The organism is Glaciimonas sp. CA11.2 (assembly GCF_034314045.1).
Taxonomy (GTDB): domain Bacteria; phylum Pseudomonadota; class Gammaproteobacteria; order Burkholderiales; family Burkholderiaceae_D; genus Glaciimonas.
This window is the reverse complement of record NZ_JAVIWL010000001.1, coordinates 3,773,254-3,791,693: the sequence shown is the minus strand read 5'-3', so window position 1 is coordinate 3,791,693 and position 18,440 is coordinate 3,773,254. Positions and strand designations below refer to the sequence as shown.

The window sequence follows — 18,440 nt, the reverse complement described above, 5'->3', positions numbered from 1 at the left end:
GAACCATGAAATGAAACATATTTAGTAGATTGATAAGATTCACAGCGCCGTCGCTTTTATACATCATTACCCAGCTAATATCCGATAAATTTACAAAAAAAAATTAGGTAATTTTCTCCACCCATTCGCCCTACCATGCAGCAAAACACACCTTACAAATATCTCATCGCGCTAGCTACCATCGGACTTTTCGGGCATTATTTAAATATTAACAAAAAAACATCCCATCTCGTAACACCCCGTCTTCTCACCATGCTTCAGCTAGCACGGAGGAAAAAATGAAAAAGATCTCGGCGATCCTGATCCTGAATTGTCTTATGGTTGCAGCGCCTTTCGCCCAAACCTCGACAGAACCACTTTTAACGGCTAAATCATGGTTATTGCTCGACACCAATAGTGACCATGTTTTAGCCTCACACGATGCCGATGTTCGGGTAGAGCCAGCATCGTTAGTAAAACTAATGACCGGCTATCTGGCCTGTGCAGCAATAGAAGAAAAAAAGCTCAACCCGCAGCAAATGGTCAATGTATCGACCCGCGCATGGAAAGTTGATCATGAAGGATCGAGGATGTTTATCCAACCCGACAAACCGGTCAGCGTTCAGGATTTACTGTATGGCCTTATCGTACAGTCCGGCAACGATGCTGCAGTTGCCATGGCAGAAACCATTTCTGGCACGGAAGAAACTTTTGTCGCCCAGATGAATAACACTGCGCGCATATGGGGCTTAAAAGACACGCACTTTGCCAACTCCCATGGACTGCCAGATCCTGAAAATTATTCAACGGCACGCGATCTGGCTACCCTTGCAACGCACGTGGTTGAGGACTTTCCAGAATGCTACAAAATTTACGCAATTAAATCGTTCACTTATAACAAAATTACGCAGCAGAACCGGAATCAATTGCTGTCGACAGATGCCAACATTGACGGCATAAAAACCGGCCACACGGCCGCTTCCGGCTATAGCCTCATTGCTTCTGCCAACCGTCCCAATGGCATCGGCACCAGACGTCTTATCGCCGTCGTATTGGGTGCGCCGTCCGGCAATGCGCGCGCGCAAGAAAGCCACAAACTGTTGCAATGGGGTTATCAGAATTTTGACACGGTAAAGTTGTATTCACACGGCGAAGTAGTTGTGACGCCGAAGGTATGGAAAGGCAAACAGAGAGAACTAAAAGGGGGTTTTCTTGAAGACTTGTATGTCACGGTCCCCAAGGGTCAGGCTAGCAAAATAAAGCAGACGATCGAGCTCAACAATCCGCTGCTTGCACCGATCGCCGAAGGCAACAAACTAGGTCAGCTTAAAGTACAAGTAGGCGAAAATGTTGTACTGACTCACGCCATTGTTGCATTGGCGAGTGTAGAGCAAGCCAATTTTGTGTCACGTATTTTGGATGATGTGTGGCTTTGGGTTAATACGACCATCGATCACTTCATGAAGCATCAATGATGTATTGATGTATTGATGTATTAATGTATTAATGTATTAATGTATTAATTAAACAAACTCAGACCGATGGTATGTTCAGGATAGCAGTCATGCATGCTGATCGCATGCATGACAGATTACTGGTTACAGATTTTCGGCTAAGAAAGTCAATGTGCGACCTTCTGCCAACGCAGCAGCACGCTGGTTATACATGGCCGGACGCCCCCAGCAATTGAACCCATGATCGGTATTCGGATAGTCGTGGAAGGTGGCATTTGCTTTCCCTGCAAATGCCACTTTTACGGCTGCCACGTTGCCCTGTGTGATGTGTGCGTCATCGGCCGCGTAGTGAAATAAGATTGGCTGTTTGATCTGGTCAGCGATGTCCAGATGCTGATCAATGCCGCCGCCATAAAAGCAGACAGCCGCATCGGCATTACTTAGCGCCGCGGCGCGGAAGGCAAGCTGCCCACCAAAACAAAAGCCAAGCGTCGCGACTTTGCCACTCAACTCAGGTAGCTTGCGCAACGTTGCAACGGCGTCGGCGACATCTTTCGCCGCCTGATCAGCATCAATTTTCTGATAGAACCCGAACGCTTGCTCGGTACCGCTTTCGTCGTAGGCTAAATCGACGCGCGGCGACATGCGCCAAAACACGTCGGGTGCCAATACAACATAACCCGCCAAAGCGTATTGATCTGCAACGGTGCGGATATGCTCATTGACGCCCCAGATTTCTTGCAAAAGAACAATACCTGGGCCTTTGCCGGTCGGCGGCAAAGTGAGATAGCCGCTAAATCCGGTTGCGCCTGCGGTCGGGATATCGATCCAGTGTCCGTTCATCGTGGTTTCCTTTTAATTTAAAATTAGAAAATAGCGCCTGAGACGCGTGAATTCTGTGTTGTATGTTCTGTATTGATGCGGGTATTGAGTATTGGATATACCAAAACAGCGCCAGCATCACTGCTCACGCCATTGATCGGTAATCATATCAGAAGTATTTATAGATAACTTGCGGCGCAAAAAAACCAAACAAGGCCAGGGGCAATACGCTAGCGTCACTGCTGAAGACATCACATCCAAGGCGTCACTGCAAAATTGATGACCTCTTTATATCCCTCAAAACTCACCCTAAAAACTACTTCCCATCGGCCACCAAATCGGCAATCGCATGGTTATTGGATGGTTATTGAATCGCCTTCTGTCGCGGAAGTTTCACCGTAAATACCGTACCCGCACTTTCGTTTGACTCGACCGTTATCGTTCCTCCGTGTGCCTCAGTAATTTGGCGCGCGATAAACAAACCCAAGCCCAGGCTGGTCGATGGGCGGCTATGCCCTTGCCCGTCTACGTTGAGTTGGACCAACGGCGTAAAAATAGCCACCAACGACTCGGTGGGTATGACGGGGCCGAGATTCTTCACTGTCACGATGATCGCCTCCCGTTCGCCTGTCGCGCAAATTGTCACTGGCTGTTCGGTAGTGCGATACTGCGCTGCATTATTCAACAAATTAGAAAAAACCTGCTGCAATCGATCGCTATCAAAACAATCAATCAGATCACCCGCCGTATCCAGCGTAAATTTGCAATCAGGATGTGCTGCACTAGCATCCTCCATTGCAGCCTGACAAATTTCTTTGACATTAACCTCCTCCCTAACCATTGGCATTTTTCCACCAAGCTGCGTTCTTGCGTACTCTAATAAATCATTCACCATTGCATTCATGGTAGCGGCACTTCTGACTACTCGCGCTCCGATCAGTCGAACACTATCCTTCTGCTCCCGCAAACGTGACAACGAGTCGCCAGCCATTGCCATGGTGGCAAGCGGACTCCTTAAATCGTGTCCGAGAATTGCCAGAAAGGTGTCTCGGGTACGTGTTTCCTGATCCGAATAAGTAGTCACCGACTCCGCCAATGCCTGATCTATTGCCTCATTAAAACGCACCATATCATAGGTCGTTTCCTCTGAAATTTGACCAATTTGTGGCAACCATAAACGCAGCACAATCGCTCTTAATGCACGATATTCGGCAGTGAGCTGCGTCAAAGAGAATCCACTCAGTTGACGCAGCAGACCATGCGTCGCCGCCGCGCTTTCATCATCCATAATGCGCAGGGTAACGCCTTCCAGTTTCTGATTTTGTTGCTGGGGACTTGGTGTAATGACAATATCGGAGGCAATTTCTTGAAGAATTTTCTTTATATGATCGCGTAGCGCGGTGGTTGAAAGTTGGTTAGCAGGAGCACCGAGTGTCCGTGCGATAGATTCCCACTCCTTAATGATTTGCTCGGTGTGGGTGCTGATAAAGCCGGATAGTTTCATGATGAGCGCCATACCCGCAACGGATACAGTCCTTTATTGGCAAAAAAAACAACAAACGCAACAAAAAAATAAACCGACTTGAATATCAGCAACAAGACACTACAAAATAACTAATAGATAGATCATAGCCGCAAAAAGCGTGCCGTGATGACATCCCCATCAAATATAGAATACCGCGCCTTATTCGTCGCCAAAAAATATATTCTGAACTTGATGCAGCGCGCGCCGAATGCTTAGGTTGGACCAACAAACGCGACAATAGTGAAGCCCCAGAGCCAACCACGCCAGAACTAATATGCAATAGCGCCATTAAGGTTTCGAAGCAGATCGCCGAACTGAGTCGGCAAGCCTGCACAAGCAGCGAGTGTAGTTTAGTACCGGACTGACAGCATTTGTGGCGCGCACGCCACCAGAATTTTGTGCGCTATGGCCGTCGCAAATGCTGCCATTGTTTTACACTATTATCTTGGTTTCACTCATCAACAAATCCACACCAGCGCCGGCAAAGTTAGCCAAATCGCCCGCTGCCGCTTGCCCTTCTGGTGTAGCCAGAGCCGCCTGAATGGCCGCAACGGAATCAAACTCCAAAACCGCCACCAGATAGAAGGCATGCTTGCCAGCCATACCCATCACATCACCGCTGGATAATTCGAAGCCACGCAAACCCGGTATCGCCTTGACCAAAGGCACGTGTTTCTCAGCATAATGCGCATCGAATGCTTTGGTGTCGGTCGGCTGCTGATATGTTACAAAAAGCTTCGCCATATCTTATCTCCTGATTTTTTATTGGTTAATTGAATAGTGCTCTTTATTAGCCACGGACTATAACGCATTACGATGTTATGCGTTCGAAGAAGACTGACAATTTACCTGTTGGAAGACGCAAACATAGTGTGCTGTGGGTCACACAATAATCGATTAAGATTTCTACGCTTCTGACGCGACGTTTTTTGCGCGCGACCACATGAAACGTGGAAATCAAATCTGCCCGTGCGCCGCCGTTACCTTGCCACCTTTCCACCAATCAAGCATCGCATAAATTAATAAAAAAAAGAACCGCATTCAAATCAGGCAGAATCAGAGTGCCGATATCGGCCCGATCCTGACGTGGCGATCCAGTTTATCGATACGATGCTCGGCAGCCTCCGCCAGCATCTGCGCTGACGTTAATGCAAGGCGCAGCAAGCGCTCGGTATCGATGATATCCAGGGTCGGCTTGACGTCAGTGCCGTGGTCCGCGTTGCTTACGTGGACCAGCTCCATACATGTCTTTATCCCGTAGCAGACATCTACCGTAAGCGCATAAAATTGCGCGCATTGGTCAGTCTGATAATGCAAAGGAAGCCATGAAAAAGGCTGATGGAATGCTTCTGGTTCTGGCGGTGGCGGCATGCTCATGGCTGCGCTTCCGTGATGACTTGGATCGTGAGGTATTTGCAGAATGCTAAAGAAGATGCGGTAGAGGTGATGGTTCGAAGCATAGTTGGTTCCTTTTCAGTTACGCCGCATCCCGATTAGAAATCGGGTGGGCGACAAATGGCAAGGTTAGTAGACCGGCGTAGAAGCGATTCCCGGCAGGCCGAAGCCTCCCTGCCACTGCCGCCCATAAACGGGCAACGATGAAGAACACACACCACTTTGCATGGTGTGTGCGCACTACTACGATCGAGCTACTAAACTCGGTCCCATTTTTATCAGGGACGCAACGAGTATAGGGCATCATTCTGCTTTCTGTGAAGCAAATTGTATTTTCCGTTACTTCATTGCCCGCTTAAACCCCGATAACTATCTTCTTATTTTGCGATGCCGAATTAAGGCGAACTAACGCAAACTAACGATTAGACGCAATTGACCTCAATAGAAAGGGTGATCGCTGGATCACCGGATCTTTCGCTTTTGACAGTTGCGGTGCGCCGACCGCTTGTTGCAAAGCGTCGATCATTTGTCTCTCATCAGCAGAGTTGATAAGGCCAATAAATACGATCGTTGATATTGGCCCAGATTTGCCCGCAAAGGGAATCAGCATGATCCGCAATCCGACCACGTGCAGCTCGTAAGGAACGGTGTCTTGGGTAAGCCAGACAATGCCTTTGGCACGGAGTATTTTGTCTGATAGCGTCGACAGCATTTGTTTTAGCTTTTTTTTATCGAAACAGGCTGAAGAATTAAAGTTAAAGCTGCGTATTCCAGAGTGGTGTTTTGTATCTTCATCAACTAACGTCATCAAGGCGGGCGGCGTGGTCGACTCGTTCAAGTCAGACTTAACGTCTGGCAACAGTGCAGAATCAAAAAGGAATTCAAGCGGAATTTGTCCGTTCTTTGCATCGATAATATAGTTGGTTTTAGCGATGGCAGAAAGTTGGATTTTGGTACTAATTTTTTTTCCGTCAGAAATCAAATCGAGCTTGGTCAATACCAAAACACTGGCCCCCGCAATTTGACGCCGGGCAATGTCGCCAACATACGGATCATGCAGCGTTTTTTCACTATTTTCAGCATCCACCAACACCGCGATTGCACATAATCTAAACGCCTTGTCGGACATCCCAATTTGCGCAATTTTTGCAGGATCGGAGACGCCACTTGCCTCGATCAGCAGAATGTCTGGCCGATTTTCCCTTGCGCTAATGGCGATTAACGCTTCGGTTAAACTGTCGCCAATGGAGCAGCAAATACAGCCATTTTCCAGATTGATCACATCATCCGTTTTGGAGCGAATCAGCGCAGCATCAATATTAATACTGCCAAAATCATTGACCAGAACAGCTATTCTTTTTCCGGTCCGTGCAGATAAAACCTGATTCAGTAACGTTGTTTTACCCGCCCCGAGATAACCACCGATCACGACGAGGTTAATCGGTGCACGCATATCCTTATCGACATTCGTCGTTAGCGCGTTCAGCTGATTAAAGGTGTTCGATATCATTTTGGCGACTCAAAAACCTTGCCACCCAAAACGGTTCCCCATACAGAAATATCCTTCAAATGATCGGGATCAATGAGCGTCGGATCTTTTTCCAGCACTGCAAAATCTGCGTACTTGCCAACCTCAATACTACCAACCAAATGGTCCATCTTCAATGTATAGGCCGCACCCAGCGTAATAGCGTGCAATGCCGCCGGAACCGAAATACGCTCGTTTTCGCCCAACACACGACCGGAAGATGTTTTTCTTTGTACTGCGCACCAGGCTGTAAAAAGCGGGCTCAATTGTGTAATCGGCGCATCAGAATGGAACGCAATCGGAATGCCCAGTCGCAACGCGGAACCAGCGGCGTTCATCCTGTTGGCGCGGTCTGGCCCCATGGTCTGATTGTAGTGTGCGTCACCCCAATAATAAATATGGTTTGAGAAAAAATTGATACACATGCCCAATGCGGCGATGCGGCGCAATTGCGCTGTATCGGCCATCTGGCAATGCTGCAGAGTATGGCGATGATCAGCGCGAGGATGTTTGGTTAATATTTCCTCAAACGCATTGATGACCAATTCTGCAGCCTCATCACCGTTTGTATGCACATGAAGCTGCAAACCATTGAGATGGAATGGTGTAAATAATTCCACAAACTGACTGGGCGGAATAATCCATAAACCGTTTGGCTTACCGTCAAAATAACCGGGCCATTTGACGCGTGCCGTGAATCCCTGAATCGAACCATCGACAATCACTTTCACCGGTCCATAGTGCAATTTATCGGTATTTTTTGCGATCGCTTCCTGCAATCTTTTTAAGCCATTTTCTGCACTTCTTTGCGGTCCATAAGCCGGGACAATCCGAATCGGATAATTATCATCCGGTGTAATCTTGCGTAAATTTTCCGCTCCTATCGCCGACAGGTCATTCATGAGATCAGTCGCGGTGGTCACGCCAGCGAGTTGGGCCACTTTACCAAAATTCCAGATCGCGCTTTCTTTTTCGCTCGAAGAGATCGCTAGTTGCTTGCCGATTATTCGGTAGATAGGAAACATAGCGGCAAATTCTTGCAGTTCACCCGAAGGCTTGCCGGCGGCATCTTTATGTATGCCATCAATATCCGTATCTTCATCAAGGCCCGCAACCGCTAACATCGCCGAATTAACGTTCATTAAATGCACACTGGCATGCAAAATCGCAATGGGGCGAATGGCGGAAACGGTATCCAGTTCTTTGGCCGACAGGCGGCCCGTGCCAAAGAAAATCGGATCAAATCCCCACGCCAGCAATTCGGTAGAAGCATCTGTCATTTCTGTTTCTGCTTGTTTCAGACGTCGAATAACCTGGTCTAAGGAGGTTAATCCTTTCCAACACTTTCCGTCCGGTCCACGTCTGTCGTGATAGCCAACGTAGACCGCATCCCACATCGCACCTTCCATTAAATGACAATGCCCTTCGACCAACCCTGGCATTAAAATTTTGTCTTGGAAAGCGTGATTAACTTCAACCTCTCCCCATTGGCCGACTTCTTCCAGTGAGCCAACAGAAAGAATTTTTCCTTCGCGCACCGCGACACAGGTCGCCTCTGGCTGACCGGGGTTCATGGTGATAATTTTCTTCGCAACAAAAACTTGAATCTTCTGGCTTTTTATTTTAGTTAAACTCACACCGTACTCCACAGAACAATAATGGCTGAAACTGCTTTATGGCAAAACTGTTTGCATGCTTTTTGAACACAATTTCATCAAAAAATGTGCAGTGCAGAGAACAATAATATTAACTAGCAAACAAATTAAACCGATATTGAAACCGCCCAAATCAATTTTATTGACATACATCAAGATAGCCAGCACTTGCCCCACGATGATTCCCAACGCAACCGCATTTGCTTTTACGCCCTTAAAAAATAGGATGATCATCATTCCTGGAAAAAATTGTGTGATCCCGTAATAAGCCGTGTTAATAATCGTCAGCATCAAGTTAGGCGTAAATAGCGTCAGCACGATTGAGGTGGCCAGGTAAGTGACAATGACAAATATGGTGCTGGTTTTCTGCTTACTCTCTGGAATATTGGGAACTAGATTACGTGTGACTAATGGCCCAATCGACAAACAGATACCGGCTAAAACCAGCAAACCTGAAAGCGCCGCACCAGCCGTCACCAGCCCCAATAACCAGCCGGGTAAAAGATTAACTGCCGCGGCAAAAAAGGCTTCATTTGGATTATCGAGTGTTAAGTTTGCGCTGATCGCGTAATAGGAGGCAACGATCAAAAACGGATACATCAACATGTAAAGCGGCATGGCAATTTGGGTTTTGCGGATCGTGTTGGCGCTTTTTGCGGTAAAGAAATTTTGTACCGCAAAAGGAAACATGTAAAAGCCCAACGATTGGAAGAACATGGTGCTCATCGAAAAGGTGATTTGTTTGGTATCCATAGTGTTGCTGACATGCGCGCTTGCTACGCGAAATACTTCCGTCACACCAAACTCCCACGAGACGGCAACGCCAGCCACAACAATGGCAACTACCATTAAAATATCTTTAAGAATAGCAATGTAGGCAGTCGCTCTTACGCCAGAAATAATGATGTAGATAAAGGCTAAAAAAGCTGAAATAAATATCAGATAAATCGGCTCTAAATTCCAACCTAAACTTTTTAATGCGGCGACCAAACCGGTAAATTGCAATTGTCCCCATGGAATCAAAAATAGAATCGCCGAGACGGTAACGACTACTTCGAGAAAGCGACTTTGATAATGTCCCTTGAACAAATCCGGAAGCGTGATGGCGTTATATTTTTTGCCGGCCTCCCACATTTTTGGCCCGATAAAGTAACCAATCGGATAAGCCAATAAGATGTAACCTAAGAACCAGACGCCATAGGTCGCACCTTTGGCGTAAATACCGCCGGGTAAACCGACCATTGTGCCGATACTATAAATTTCTCCTGCGGCCAGAAAAAATACGAGGTAGACACCGAACTGACGGGACGCAACAAAAAAATCATGCACACTTTGCGCGTTATGTCCTCTTTTCGAACGAAATGCTAAGTAGAGCGAAAAGGCGATGAAGCCTAAAAAGACGACGGTAGACATACGAACTCCCGAATAGTTTTATATTATTTATAAGATTGTTAGTGACTCTTGCGCTCTGCTCTCAATCGTCTATGTCGATGTTTTTGCGGTCGAAAAATATCCAGCAAGTGAGTAAGCAGCACGATGTCAATATCATCCACATAAACATCCAGAAATAAATAAATGGGACGCCAAATACGGTGGTATTAATGGTGTTGACCCAAGGGAGCATGGCGACTACGGCGATATTGGGAATGCCGATACCAATCAGAAATCTGAACAATTTTATCTCCTAGCGTTTTAATAATTTTTTTCCAATATGCGACAAATTATTTGATCTGGCAAAATAATTATTTTGATCGCAATTACTTTTGGTTATGTCGATAGCGTCGAACAATGCCGCTTTTCCTAAGCGCACTCATCCAAAATCACTTGCTGAAATATTCCAGAAAAATACTAAAAAATTGCGCCCGAAATAACGCTCAGCGATAGCCGAGCAGATTGATTTCCGATTGGCGATTGGCGATTGGCGATTGGCTGCAGATGACATCGGTGGCAAGCGAATGCGATAGGTATCGCATAGTGATTATTGATACCGATAGCGATGTTGTTAAGTCCGCACCTGCTTTGCAGGCGGCCTGCCCTTATAGCCTGGCGTTCTCAAAGACCAAGTGCAACACCTTCTGCTGTAAGGTGCCGCCATGGCGAAAATTTACAAACATTTAACTACTCAGGAACGCGCCGTCGTCATGACCATGCGCGACGACCTGTGCTCCACCCGATCCATTGCTAAACGCCTTTGCCGTTCAGCCAGCACGATTAGCCGCGAACTCAAACGCACCAGCGGTGCCGGCGTCTACGATGCCAATCTGGCCCACGCACAATGCCAGGCGCGTCGTGTCCTGCCGCGACGTCTTCCCAAACTGCACGCGGACGGGGCCTTGTTCCAGGTCGTCCGGCATCAGCTAAAACTCCTCTGGTCGCCGCAGCAAATAGCGCGCAAACTCAGGGCCCTTTGGCCCGACAATTCTGAGAAATCTGTGTCCCACGAGACCATCTACAACGCCATCTACTTGCACCCACGCGGCGAACTCAAGCGTGAGCTGATTGCCTGCCTGCGTCACCACAACCAGGTCCGTAAGCCACGCAGCCGTGGCACCGATCGCCGGGGTCAGATCCCAGATATGCAGAGCATCCACATCCGGCCTCCAGAGGTCGAGGACCGCCTCATTCCCGGCCATTGGGAAGGGGACTTGATCAAGGGTGCCGGCAACCGCTCATCGGTGGGCACGCTGGTCGAGCGCACGACCGGCTTTGTGGTGCTCGCCAAGATGGACAACGCAACCACCAAAGCGGTCGTCGACAGCTTCTCGGCGGTGCTCAACCGCGAGCCGGCAGCGATGCGCAAGACCATGACTTACGACCAAGGGCGCGAGATGCACGGCCACAAAATCCTCACCGAGCGCACCGGTGTTCAGATCTATTTCGCCGACCCGCACAGCCCTTGGCAGCGCGGGTCAAATGAAAATACCAACGGCTTGTTGCGCCAATACATGCCCAAGGGTTCGGACCTGTCGATCTACTCTCAGGACGAACTCGACGCCATCGCCTTGTCGCTCAATACGCGTCCAAGAGCAAGGCTCGATTATGAGTCGCCACTCGTCGTTTATACTCAGCACATCGCGTTGCTACAACATCCGACTGACACTGTTAATTAACCCAGTGTTGCGCTTGGTATTTGAAACCGCCCCTTATAGTCACCGGCTAACAGAACCGATTGGATTCTAACCAACCAATAATGGTTGAAGCTTCAATGCAGCGACCTTCAACTTGGGAATGTTTTCTATCAGTTGATCCAACGATTGACGCGCTGTCGGCGCATGGCAGGCAACCGCTGCCACGGTGCGTCCATCCGGTGCGCAAATTGGCACGGCAATAGCGACCATACCATGTATGAATTCCTCATTATCTATTCCGATTCCACGCGCATCGAGACGTGTCAGTTCGGCTGTAAGCAGGTCGACATCGACGATAGTTTTGGGAGTCAACGGTTTCAAGACCATCAAGGACAGCATTTTTTGTTGATCAAGCAAGGGCAAGCGCGACATAAATAATTTTCCACTGGCGGTGCAATGCATCGGCGCGTGCGTGCCAGGTGGCAAATGCAATCGCAACGGTTCGGGCGTGTCGACCCGATCAACATATAGCACTTCACTTCCAGCTGGCATGGTCAGGTTGCAAGTCTCTCCAATTGCGGCCGCAAGATTGCCAAGGATGGTCCTGCAACCGCGCATGAATGCATTATTTTTAAGCGTGGACAGCGCCAGATCGGCCGCCGCCGGACCAAGCAAATATCCGCGGTCAATTGGCATTCGCAATACGTATCCCAGCCGTTCGAGCCCTTCGAGAGTACGCATCATCGTCGCTTTGGGAATCCCGGTGCGATAGGACAGTTGCGACAACGTTTGCGGATGTTGTGCGGCGGCGAGGTGTTCAATCAGCCGCAGAACACGCAAGACGCGCATATCACCAAGCTCGTCTTTGGACGAAATAGTTGAATCGCTTGACGACTCTTTTGACAACTCGGCATTTCGAAACAGTTTTGTCATTTTTCGTTTCACTTCTCAAGTATTTGCAAGTTTCTGATTGTAAGCAAGCTTGGAATAACATATTTTGGACCATTATGTTCCGAATATGAGAATAATTGCAAAATAAATGGGCGAATTGGCCGTAATGCGGGTTTCGAAAAAAATACATAGCGACCAATCCACAAGCCCCGATTCACAAGAACTACAAGGAGATCACCGCATGACACGTCGTTTTGATTACATCATAGTGGGCGCTGGATCAGCGGGATGCGTATTGGCAAATCGTTTATCGGCAAACCCGGCCACCCGTGTTTTGCTACTCGAAGCTGGCGGCAAGGACGCTAACCTCTGGATTCATATTCCGGTTGGCTATTTCAAGACCATGCATAACCCAAAGCTGGACTGGTGCTATGTCACGGAACCGGATCAGGGCATCGATGGCCGCCAATTGCAATGGCCTCGCGGCAAGGTACTCGGCGGTTCCAGTTCCTTAAACGGTTTGCTGTATGTGCGTGGCCAAAAAGAAGATTATGACCACTGGGCGGCGCTGGGCAATAAGGGCTGGAGTTATAAAGACGTTTTGCCCTACTTCAAAAAATCGGAAGATCAGGAGCGCGGTGCCGATGCGTACCACGGTGTCGGCGGGCTGTTGAAAGTATCGGATTTACGTCTACGTCGCCCGATTGCAGATTATTTCATTGAGGGTGCGAAAGATATTGGCATTCCTTACAACGATGATTACAACGGCAATACGCAGGAAGGTGTGAGTTATTTTCAGCAAACCGCGCATAAAGGCTTGCGTTGGAGTACAGCCAAAGGATTTTTACGTCCGGCCAAAAAAAGAGCAAACCTGCAAGTGGAAACCGGCGCTCACATCACACGGATTCTGTTCAAGGATCATCGCGCCGTGGGCGTGGAATATCGCATAGGCGATGTGCTGCACCAGGTCAGCACAGACGTCGAAATAATCTTATGCGCCGGCGCAATTGGATCGCCACAGATTCTGCAATGCTCTGGCGTCGGGCCCGCAGCCTTATTACGCAGTGTGGGCGTTCCGCTGGTGCACAATCTGCCCGGCGTAGGACAGAACTTGCAAGATCACCTTCAGACCAGACTCGTGTTCAAAACGCGCTTGAAGACGCTCAACGATGAGGTGAATAGCCCCATCAACAAGATGAAAGTCGGCATGCAGTATCTGTTGTCACGTTCCGGCCCGTTGACGCTGGCAGCGAGCCAGGTGACGATATTTACCAAGTCCGATCCGTCACTGGCGCGGCCCGATATCCAGTTTCATATGCAGCCACTTAGCGCTGATAAACCCGGTGAAGGCGCGCATAAATTCTCTGCTTTCACGATGTCGGTTTGTCAGCTAAGGCCATACAGCCGCGGCTACATTGCCATCAAATCGAGCGATCCGCTGGAATACCCTGAGATCCATCCCAATTACCTGTCTGACGAGCGCGACCATCCGGTGGTCATCAGTGCGCTTCGTCTGGCACGACGCATTGCAGGCGCGCACTCTCTGGCGCCACACATCTTGTCCGAATTTATACCCGGTGCGGAATATCAAACCGATGCCGAGTTGCTACAAGCGGCGCAACGCTTCAGCCAGTCGATTTACCATCCGTCGGGGACGTGCAAGATGGGAAGCGATCCAATGGCCGTGGTCGATGATCGGCTGCGCGTGCATGGACTCAAAGGATTACGGGTAGTCGATGCGTCGATCATGCCCGAACTTGTTTCAGGCAACACCAATGCACCCACCATCATGATTGCAGAAAAAGCCGCAGACATGATCATCGGGGATGCAGCTGAAAGGCAGCAATCATGCGCGAACAACCAAGATGACGTAGCACAACACTAAGCAGAAAAAGTTACGTAGCAAAGAATCCGACGGGACATTTTTGTGACGACACGTTAAGACAAATTATCGCTTCAAACAGGGGATAGCCGCGCAATAACGCCACTTGAAAAGATGGCTGAATGAGCGGTGCAGAACCACCATTGTTTATAAAACAAATCAGGAGACATCATGGCAAATAGCAACAGTAAAACAAAGGAACTACGGCGCGTGGTTGTCGCGAGCGTCATCGGTGCCACCATCGAATGGTACGATTTTTTTCTATACGGTGTGGTCGCGGGCATCGTCTTCAATAAATTGTATTTCCCGGGCAGCGATCCCATCGTATCGACGATGCTGGCTTACGGCACGTTTGCCGTCGGGTTTCTAAGTCGCCCTATTGGTGGCGTCATCTTCGGCCACTTCGGTGACAAAATCGGCCGTAAAAGCATGCTGGTGATGACCTTGATGATTATGGGTGTTTCTACTTTTCTGATTGGGTTGCTGCCGACCTATGCGCAAATCGGTGTCGCCGCACCAATTATATTATTGATGTTGCGCATTGTTCAAGGGATTGGACTGGGTGGTGAATGGGGCGGCGCGGTGCTGATGGCGTATGAATATGCACCGATAAAGGAGCGGGGATTTTATGCCAGTTTGCCGCAATTGGGTCTCGCTATCGGGCTTTGTCTGGCTTCGGGCGTGGTAGCCATTCTGTCCTATGCATTGACGGATGTGCAATTCCTGACATGGGGATGGCGTCTTGCCTTCATCCTGTCGGCTGTGCTGGTCTTCATCGGTATGTGGATACGTCTAACCGTGATGGAAACGCCGGAGTTTAGGGCAATCAAGAAACATAATTCTGAAACCCAGATCCCCTTTTTCGACATGATGAAACGTTATCCGGGGAACGTTTTAAAGGGCATGGCGGCACGTTATATCGATGGCGTATTTTTTAATATCTTCGGCGTGTTTTCAATCAATTATTTAACCAATTCGATCAAAATCAGCCGCACTGACGCATTGATCGGCGTCATGGCATCGGCTGTTGTGATGTGCTTTTTCATTCCCTTCTTTGGTCGCTTGTCTGACCGAATGGGACGGACCAAGGTGTTTTTCTGGGGTGCCCTGATCACCAGTTTTTCTGCCGTTCCCGCGTTTTGGTTCATGATCAATAGCGCTGATAATGTATTGGTGGTGTGGCTATCGATTGTGATTCCATTGGGCATTCTTTATGCATCGATATACGGCCCTGAAGCGGCGTTATTTTGCGATCTGTTTGATGCAAAAGTACGCTATACGGGCATCTCGTTTGTATATCAATTTTCTGGCATTTTCGCTAGCGGATTGACGCCGATTATCGCCACCTATCTGCTTAAAACCGGCAGTGGACAGCCATGGCATATCGTCGGTTATATCTTGTTTGCCGGATTGGTATCTGCATTCGCCGCTTTATCGATCGGTAAGGGAAAAACCAGCGACATCGAATTGGAGCATCCCGGATTGCAGAAGGCGCGATAATTTTGACGCAGATGGTTTTGATTTATTGCGCATCTATTTAGCGTCGGATCCGCTTCAACCAAGCTTCAATCAAGCGTCATTTGCGGATTTATGTCCGCATTTGACGCAGCAGCAGGTGTTTCAGAAAAATAGGCATTCGACAGTGCTTGTGCCGCTAACCTTAACGTTGGCACGTGTTGCAATGCCTGTTCCAAATTCATGCGCACCACCGGAGCCTGTAACGCGAGCGAAGCGCAAGCCCGGCCGCTTCTATTCAATATCGGGACCGCTACCCCGATCATGCCGACGTGAAACTCTTCATTATTAGTGGCGACTTTGTCTGTTGTGAAACGTTGAAGTTCTTGCTCTAACAACGCCACATCCGTGATCGTGTTGTTGGTGCAGCGTTGCAGCGGGCCACTCCCGATCAGTTTTTGGCGCTGACTGCGTGACAACTGACTCAACAGTAATTTTCCGCTGGAGGTGCAGTGCAACGGTACGTGCGACCCTGGCTGCAAATTCAATCGCAGCGGCGATGGCGTTTCTACCCGATCCAGATAGACGATCGCATTACCGTCCAGCATCGTAACATTGCAGGTTTCTCCAATTTCGTCCACAAGCCTCTGCAAAATCACGTGGGCAGGGGCGCGTACGATCGAATTTGCCAATACTTCAAGCGCAAAGGTCGATAGCCTCGCACCAGCGGTATAGCGCTTGCTAACCGGTTCCCGCGACAACATCCCCGCTTGCTCAAGCATGATCAACGTCCGATAGGTGGTCGGCTTGGGTAATCCACAGGCGGACGCTACTTCATCCAGCGAAACAGGCTTATCGACTCGGATAACAGATTCCAATATATGAAAAGCTCTTAACGCTGCCGAACCGGATTGCTTCTGATTGCTTTTCGTAGGTTTCATGGCCCGAATTATCTCAGATTATGATATCAGCAACAACCTGACCAAAAATCAAATTTCTATTTAATGAAATGAAATATTCCGTTTTTTAAATTTTATTCTTGCAATTCATTTTTTTGAGAAGTATATTTAATAAAACGAAATCCACCGTTTCGTTTTTTATCACTCACTACCTTCCAATGTGTGAGGTAGTCGCCATGACGCGCAAGATCTGCGCGCTGGCTATTGCATTGATTTGCATTGATTGGCATTGACTTGCATTGAATTATTTCTCGCGTCCGCATAACGGGACAAAAACGGCATCCTGCCAAATCAATTAAATGCCGACTCCCCGATAAGTGATTTGCCAGGGAAAAACAGGCACAGAAACAGAAGATAACGTCAACAAAGATAGGTAGTCGGTTGCCCCGATTCCGATCTGTCGACCAACTACGGCTGAACGCTTTGCATCGAAAGGACAAGGAGGAGATCAAGCAAGACAAGGCTTCAGGCCGTACAAAATAATGATTACCACTTACAACGATAAGGCGGAGACATGAAAAAAAGATTAAAGGTGAGGCATCTGATATTAGGTCTTATGTGTTTGATGTATTTCATTTCATACATAGACCGTGTCAACATTTCGATTATTGCACCCGTGCTAAAGCATGAGATGGGCCTCACACCGACCGAATTAGGTCTGGTTTTTTCAGCCTTCGCCTATCCTTACGCCGCCATGCAAATCCTGGGCGGATGGTTTGCCGACAAATATGGTCCACGACTGGTATTAGGAATTCTCAGCATCATTTGGGCCGTTGCGACGATCCTTTGCGGCTTCTCATGGGGACTTTGGTCATTAATCATGTTTCGGATGTTATTGGGCGTCGGCGAAGGTGGCGCATTTCCTGCGGCGACACGGTCCTTCACGTTTTGGATGCCCAGTACAGAGCGCGGCTTCGCTCAGGGCATAACGCATAGCTTTGCGCGTTTGGGTGGTGCAGTCACACCACCGCTCGTTTTGCTCATTGTTGTCCAATACGGGTGGCGCGAATCCTTCATTATTCTCGGTGTCATTAGTCTGATCTGGACGTGTGTTTTCGTTTGGCTTTATCGCAATACGCCGATAGAACACAGGTGGGTAACGTCTGCCGAACTGAAAGAAATCGGTATCAATCCGGCTGAAACGAAAAAAGCCGCAAAAGGAAAAACCCCATGGAAAGAGATGATAAAGCGAATGTGGTTGATCACATTCGTGGACTTTTGCTATGGCTGGTCGCTCTGGGTATTCCTGACGTGGTTGCCGTCTTATCTTAAGGATGCACGCGGTTTTGACATGAAACAGCTTGCATTATTTACGGCGCTGCCACTGCTGGCTGGCGTGGTTGGCGACACGTTGGGCGGCGTTCTTTCCGACTATATCTATAAAAAAACCGGCAACCTTAAACTTGCCAGACGCTCGTTGCTGGTGGTCGGCCTAGGTGGAGCGTTGGTCTTCATCCTCCCCGCAATCTATACCGAGACACCGTTGACAGCCGTTGCACTGCTGGCGTTATCTTTCTTCTTCCTGGAACTGACGAACGCGGTGTTGTGGAGTTTGCCTATCGACATTGCGGGTAAGTATGCAGGAACTGCTGGCGGCATGATGAATACGGGGTTCGGTATAGCCGGAATGATTTCGCCAGCGGTATTCGGTTTCCTGATTCAAACGACGGGAAGTTATGAAGTGCCGTTTCTGATTTCCGCGGCGTTATTAGGGGTTGCGGCAGTCTGCTCACTATGGATCGATCCGACCAATAAGCTCAAGGACGAACCAATCGAAGAACCGGCATTCAATCCGATGGGGAAAGTGCCCGTCTTTAGATAGGGTCG

Annotated in this window: 16 protein-coding genes; 5 read left to right on the top strand and 11 right to left on the bottom strand. The window is 48.6% G+C overall.

Annotated features, from left to right (window positions below; all coding sequences use genetic code 11):
- Positions 1 to 278 precede the first annotated feature (278 nt).
- Complete coding sequence (locus RGU75_RS16405; protein ID WP_322237787.1) at positions 279 to 1,454, top strand: D-alanyl-D-alanine carboxypeptidase family protein; 1,176 nt, start codon at positions 279 to 281, stop codon at positions 1,452 to 1,454.
- A 123-nt stretch (positions 1,455 to 1,577) separates the two neighbouring features.
- Here the strand turns inward: RGU75_RS16405 and RGU75_RS16400 are convergent, their stop codons facing one another.
- The 9 genes from RGU75_RS16400 to RGU75_RS16360 form a co-directional block, all read right to left on the bottom strand.
- Positions 1,578 to 2,276, bottom strand: a complete 699-nt coding sequence (locus tag RGU75_RS16400; RefSeq protein WP_322237786.1) for a dienelactone hydrolase family protein — start codon at positions 2,274 to 2,276, stop codon at positions 1,578 to 1,580.
- 343 nt (positions 2,277 to 2,619) lie between these two features.
- Entirely contained in the window at positions 2,620 to 3,759 is a 1,140-nt protein-coding gene (locus RGU75_RS16395; RefSeq protein WP_322237784.1) for a HAMP domain-containing sensor histidine kinase, read from the bottom strand.
- 453 nt (positions 3,760 to 4,212) lie between these two features.
- A complete protein-coding gene (locus RGU75_RS16390; protein ID WP_322237783.1) occupies positions 4,213 to 4,524 on the bottom strand; it encodes an EthD family reductase in 312 nt (103 codons plus the stop codon).
- Between the two features lie 312 nt (positions 4,525 to 4,836).
- Positions 4,837 to 5,157 carry a hypothetical protein gene (locus tag RGU75_RS16385; RefSeq protein ID WP_322237782.1) on the bottom strand — a complete coding sequence of 107 codons (321 nt, stop codon included), beginning with the start codon at positions 5,155 to 5,157 and terminating at the stop codon, positions 4,837 to 4,839.
- Positions 5,158 to 5,257: 100 nt separating this feature from the next.
- Positions 5,258 to 5,482, bottom strand: a complete 225-nt coding sequence (locus tag RGU75_RS16380) for a hypothetical protein (RefSeq protein WP_322237779.1) — start codon at positions 5,480 to 5,482, stop codon at positions 5,258 to 5,260.
- Positions 5,483 to 5,590: 108 nt separating this feature from the next.
- Positions 5,591 to 6,685: a GTP-binding protein gene (locus RGU75_RS16375; protein ID WP_322237778.1), complete on the bottom strand. Its 1,095-nt coding sequence runs from the start codon at positions 6,683 to 6,685 to the stop codon at positions 5,591 to 5,593.
- Positions 6,682 to 8,277 (bottom strand): amidohydrolase, encoded by a 1,596-nt coding sequence (locus RGU75_RS16370; protein ID WP_322237777.1) that lies wholly within the window; start codon positions 8,275 to 8,277, stop codon positions 6,682 to 6,684. Before RGU75_RS16370 ends, RGU75_RS16375 begins: the two co-directional genes overlap by 4 nt.
- 99 nt (positions 8,278 to 8,376) lie before the next feature.
- Positions 8,377 to 9,771, bottom strand: a complete 1,395-nt coding sequence (locus tag RGU75_RS16365) for a sodium:solute symporter family protein (RefSeq protein WP_322237776.1) — start codon at positions 9,769 to 9,771, stop codon at positions 8,377 to 8,379.
- A 61-nt stretch (positions 9,772 to 9,832) separates the two neighbouring features.
- On the bottom strand, positions 9,833 to 10,033 hold the full coding sequence (locus RGU75_RS16360; protein WP_322237775.1) for a DUF3311 domain-containing protein: 201 nt from the start codon (positions 10,031 to 10,033) through the stop codon (positions 9,833 to 9,835).
- A gap of 418 nt (positions 10,034 to 10,451) precedes the next feature.
- Here RGU75_RS16360 and RGU75_RS16355 point away from each other — a divergent pair, with 418 nt between their 5' ends.
- Positions 10,452 to 11,468 (top strand): IS30 family transposase, encoded by a 1,017-nt coding sequence (locus RGU75_RS16355; RefSeq protein WP_322234666.1) that lies wholly within the window; start codon positions 10,452 to 10,454, stop codon positions 11,466 to 11,468.
- A gap of 66 nt (positions 11,469 to 11,534) precedes the next feature.
- Here RGU75_RS16355 and RGU75_RS16350 read toward each other — a convergent pair whose 3' ends face one another.
- Positions 11,535 to 12,359 (bottom strand): IclR family transcriptional regulator, encoded by an 825-nt coding sequence (locus RGU75_RS16350; RefSeq protein ID WP_416186822.1) that lies wholly within the window; start codon positions 12,357 to 12,359, stop codon positions 11,535 to 11,537.
- A 199-nt stretch (positions 12,360 to 12,558) separates the two neighbouring features.
- Here RGU75_RS16350 and RGU75_RS16345 point away from each other — a divergent pair, with 199 nt between their 5' ends.
- Complete coding sequence (locus RGU75_RS16345) at positions 12,559 to 14,202, top strand: choline dehydrogenase (protein ID WP_322237774.1); 1,644 nt, start codon at positions 12,559 to 12,561, stop codon at positions 14,200 to 14,202.
- Between the two features lie 168 nt (positions 14,203 to 14,370).
- Positions 14,371 to 15,699, top strand: coding sequence for an MFS transporter (locus RGU75_RS16340; protein WP_322237773.1), 1,329 nt, complete (start codon positions 14,371 to 14,373; stop codon positions 15,697 to 15,699).
- A gap of 65 nt (positions 15,700 to 15,764) precedes the next feature.
- Here the strand turns inward: RGU75_RS16340 and RGU75_RS16335 are convergent, their stop codons facing one another.
- The gene (locus RGU75_RS16335; protein ID WP_322237772.1) at positions 15,765 to 16,595 is read right to left on the bottom strand and encodes an IclR family transcriptional regulator; all 831 of its coding nucleotides are present in this window, start codon (positions 16,593 to 16,595) and stop codon (positions 15,765 to 15,767) included.
- Between the two features lie 532 nt (positions 16,596 to 17,127).
- Between RGU75_RS16335 and RGU75_RS16330 the strand changes: the two genes are divergently transcribed.
- Positions 17,128 to 18,435 (top strand): MFS transporter, encoded by a 1,308-nt coding sequence (locus RGU75_RS16330; protein ID WP_322237771.1) that lies wholly within the window; start codon positions 17,128 to 17,130, stop codon positions 18,433 to 18,435.
- The last annotated feature ends 5 nt before the right edge of the window (positions 18,436 to 18,440 follow it).